This is a genomic window from Streptomyces sp. NPDC058291 (assembly GCF_042880855.1).
Classification (GTDB): domain Bacteria; phylum Actinomycetota; class Actinomycetes; order Streptomycetales; family Streptomycetaceae; genus Streptomyces.
The window spans coordinates 1-3612 of record NZ_JBHVYK010000171.1 but is presented as its reverse complement, the minus strand read 5'-3'; the positions used below and the strand labels follow the sequence as shown (position 1 = coordinate 3612).

The 3612-nt window shown below is 73.6% G+C and carries 5 protein-coding genes; 4 read left to right on the top strand and 1 reads right to left on the bottom strand.

Annotated features, from left to right (window positions below):
* Nucleotides 1–1075, bottom strand: a 1075-nt coding sequence (locus tag ACFVYK_RS37875) for a serine/threonine-protein kinase (RefSeq protein WP_389781281.1), incomplete at its 3' end; no start/stop codon positions are given.
* A gap of 197 nt (nt 1076–1272) precedes the next feature.
* Here ACFVYK_RS37875 and ACFVYK_RS37870 point away from each other — a divergent pair.
* The 4 genes from ACFVYK_RS37870 to ACFVYK_RS37855 all read left to right on the top strand — a co-directional run bounded on the left by ACFVYK_RS37870 (nt 1273) and on the right by ACFVYK_RS37855 (nt 3499).
* A complete protein-coding gene (locus ACFVYK_RS37870; protein WP_389781280.1) occupies nt 1273–1548 on the top strand; it encodes a hypothetical protein in 276 nt (91 codons plus the stop codon).
* Between the two features lie 197 nt (nt 1549–1745).
* Nucleotides 1746–1940, top strand: a complete 195-nt coding sequence (locus ACFVYK_RS37865) for a hypothetical protein (protein ID WP_389781279.1) — start codon at nt 1746–1748, stop codon at nt 1938–1940.
* A 227-nt stretch (nt 1941–2167) separates the two neighbouring features.
* Entirely contained in the window at nt 2168–3112 is a 945-nt protein-coding gene (locus ACFVYK_RS37860) for a phosphotransferase family protein (RefSeq protein WP_389781278.1), read from the top strand.
* Nucleotides 3113–3193: 81 nt separating this feature from the next.
* Nucleotides 3194–3499 carry a zf-TFIIB domain-containing protein gene (locus ACFVYK_RS37855; RefSeq protein WP_256920575.1) on the top strand — a complete coding sequence of 102 codons (306 nt, stop codon included), beginning with the start codon at nt 3194–3196 and terminating at the stop codon, nt 3497–3499.
* Nucleotides 3500–3612 lie beyond the last annotated feature (113 nt).

Genomic DNA, 3612 nt, shown 5'->3' with positions numbered 1-3612 from the left:
GCGCCGCGGGGGCGCCGCCCCGGGACGGGGTCCCGCCGCCCCGGGAGACGCTGCCGCCGCGCGCCGGCGCTCCGCCGCGCGAGGGGACCGGACCGCGGGAGGACGGCGCCCCGCCGCGCGGCGGCGGCGTACCCGGCCCGCCCAGCTGGCGCAGGGTCCGCTCCGAGTAGCCGGTGTCCGAGAGCCGCCCGGTGGGACGGTCCGCCTCGGCGGCCCGCGGCGCCGGAGGCCGCGCGTCCGCCAGGCCCTGCGCCTCACGGGTGGCGATCTCCTTCAGGCGCAGGGAGAGATCGAGGGTGCTGGGCCGTTCCTCCGGGTCCTTCGCCAGACAGGCCCGCACCAGCGGCGCCAGTGCGTCCGGCACCCCGTGCAACTGCGGCTCCTCGTGCACCACGCGGTACAGCATGACCTCGGAACTGCCCTGTCCGAAGGGCGAGTCGGCCGTCGAGGCGTACGCGAGCGTGGCGCCGAGCGAGAACACGTCGGTGGCCGGTGTGACCAGCGCCCCCCGCACCTGTTCCGGCGCGAGGAACCCGGGGGAGCCGACCGCCGTCCCGACGTGCGTCAGGGTCGAGGCCCCGGTCGCCCAGGCGATGCCGAAGTCGATGATCCGCGGGCCCTTGGGGGAGAGCAGGATGTTGGACGGCTTCAGGTCCCGGTGCACCACCCCGGCCTCGTGGACGGCGACGAGCCCCTCCGACAGCGCGGCCCCGATGGAGGCGAGCTCGGCGGCGCCGAGCGGTCCCTCGTCGTTGACCTTGTCGTGCAGGGAGGGCCCGGGCACGTACTGGGTGGCGAACCACGGACGGTCGGCGTCCAGGTCCGCCGCGACCAGCCGGGCCGTGCATCCGCCCCGGATCCGCCGGGCTGCCGACACCTCGCGCGCGAACCGCGAGCGGAACTCCTGGTCCTCGGCCAGATCAGGCCTGATCACCTTCAGCGCGACCCGCTGGCCCTTCTTGTCGGACCCCAGGTAGACGACGCCCATGCCGCCCGCGCCGAGCCGTCGGTGAAGCCTGAACGAGCCGACGACACGCGGGTCCTCGCGCCTCAGGCGCATCATCGCCATGTTCATCCCCGCTGCCCGGTCCGTTTGACGTGGCACAGCTTACGTTTCCACGGCCGTTCGCGCGCAGAGGCCGCGCCCTCCGGCCCCGATCGATTGTCAGTGGCCGGTGGGAGAATTGAAGGGTGGTCAGGGAGCCTGCGAACAGGCGCGTATTGGCGGCTCCATGACCTCAACCCACCTGCCGCAGAAGGGGGATTGAACCCGTGAAGGGTGACCGTGTGGAGATAGTCGTCGACGCCGGAGACACGACCCGGACGTACGAGGTGACGGCGAGCAGGGCGGGCCGCCGAGTGGAGACGGCGGTACGCCGAGGGGTGGTGGAAGTGAGCGAAGTCACGCGAAACGGCACCGCGGTGCGTACGGCCCGTTTCATGGCGAACAGGGTGCTCGCCCTGGTCGAACACCCCGTGCCCCGGGAGGACGGCTCGGAAATACCGGCCCGCAGCGGACACCCTCTCCGGGAAGACCCCGAGAGCTAGGCCCTCGTCTCCACCCAGGGGAGTACTCCGCAGGTCACGGCTCATCCTCCGGGAGGCCCGGCAATCGGTACGAGGGCATGACGTGCGGCGAGCGCCGTCCGCCTAGATTTGAGGTCAAGCGGCGGGTGCAGCACTCGTCCCCCGAGGTCAGACGCCCGCCGCTGCCAACGACAACTGATCAGGTCAGGAGAGGGACCATGGCCCACACGGCATCGCGGACGATGATCCGCACGCAAGGGCGCAGCACGCGCCCCCGCCGCACAGGCCGCCGCCACCCCCTGGTGGCGACGCTGATGGCCCTTCCCCTGGCGGTCCTGCTCCTGGTCGTCTTCGACGGCTGGGAGACGGTGGCCACACAGGCGTCGTCCGTGGGAGTGATGCTGGGGCGCTGAGCGGCGACCCCAGGCCCGGATGAGCGGTCCGGGCGGGGACATCCACCCATGAAACCCCGTGGGGACGGGGGTGCGGCGGACGGCAAAAGATGCAGGCGCAGCTGGGGAGCTGCGCCTGCATTGTTTTTCCCCGACGCCCGCGACCGGGCTTCGCCGCCTCTGCGTACCCTCACGGGAAGACCCGTACAGCCCCGCACAGACCCGTGCGCCGCAGCTCTGGGAGCGCCGTGACCGTCCATCCCCTGCTCGCCGAGCTCGCCCTTCGGGCCGCGGCCCGGGCTCACCGGATCGGCACGGACTGTTCCTGCGACGCGGCCGTCCTCGCCGTCCTCGCCGACCGCCCCGACGCCACCGTCGTCCGGCACGCGGACACCGTCGCGAAGGCGCACGCCCCCGGCACCGGCCCGGCCGCGCTGGCCCCGCGCCTCGCCGCCGCAGCCGCCCTCCCCGACGTCCTCCTGCCCCCGCTCACACCGGTCCCCTCCGATCTGCACGGCCGTCTCGTGACCTTCTGGCCGTACGGCGCCCCCGTCGACCCCGCCGACCCGGACGCCGCTCCCTGGGAGGCCGCCGGCGCGCTCCTCGCCCGGCTCCACCGGGTCCCCGCCCCGGTCGGCCTGCCGCCGATGCGCGGCCCCGCCAAGGCCGCCCACGCCGTGGCCCGCCTGCCCGCCGCCGGAGAGTCTTCCGCGGTCGCCGCCGTCCTGAGCGCCTGGCGGGCGCTGCCCGCCTGGGCCCGCGCCGAGGCCCCCATGCCCGACGCGGGCACGGTCTGCCACGGCGACCTCCACCTCGGCCAGCTCGTCCGTCATCCCGCGCCGGGCGGCCCCTGGCGGCTGATAGACGTCGACGATCTCGGCGTCGGCGTCCCGGCCTGGGATCTCGCCCGCCCGGCCGCCTGGTACGCCTGCGGTCTGCTCCCGCCCGCCGAGTGGAACCGCTTCCTCGACGCCTACCGGGAGGGAAGCGGTCCCGCCGTTCCCGCCTGCGGCGACCCCTGGCCTGCTCTCGACGTCCCCGCGCGCGCACTCACCGTGCAGACCGCGGCACGCCTGGTCACCAAGTCGGCGGCGCAGGACAGGCGGTTGGACGAAGTCGAACAGTGCCTGGTCGACGCCTGTGCGCGCATGGGTTCCGTACTGCCGCAGTCGGCGGCGGACTCGGCGAAGTAGGGTGCAACCGACCGAGGCCGGACAGTGTCTGTCCTGGCGGTAGGCGAAAGAGCACCGACCGGCGAGGAGTTGAGCCGAACCATGCAGTGCCCGAAGTGTCACGCTCAGATGCACACGTACAACCGCAACGGCGTCCAGATCGAACAGTGCAGCAACTGCCGGGGGATCTTCCTGGACTACGGCGAGCTGGAGGCGCTCACCCGCGTCGAGTCCCAGTGGTCCCAGCCCGCGCCGCCGCCCCCGGGCGCCCCGCAGGCGTACCCGGCCGCCCCGGCCGCCCCCGCCTGGGGCGCTCCCGCCCCGCACGGCGGCGGTCACCACGGCGGTGGTCACTACGGCGGTCACCACCGCCACAAGAGCTTCGGCCACATGCTCTTCTCCAGCTGAACCGGCGCATGCGAGAGCCCCCGACCGCGAAGGCGGCCGGGGGCTCTCGGCGTGTGGACGATACTGGGATTGAACCAGTGACCTCTTCCGTGTCAGGGAAGCGCTCTCCCGCT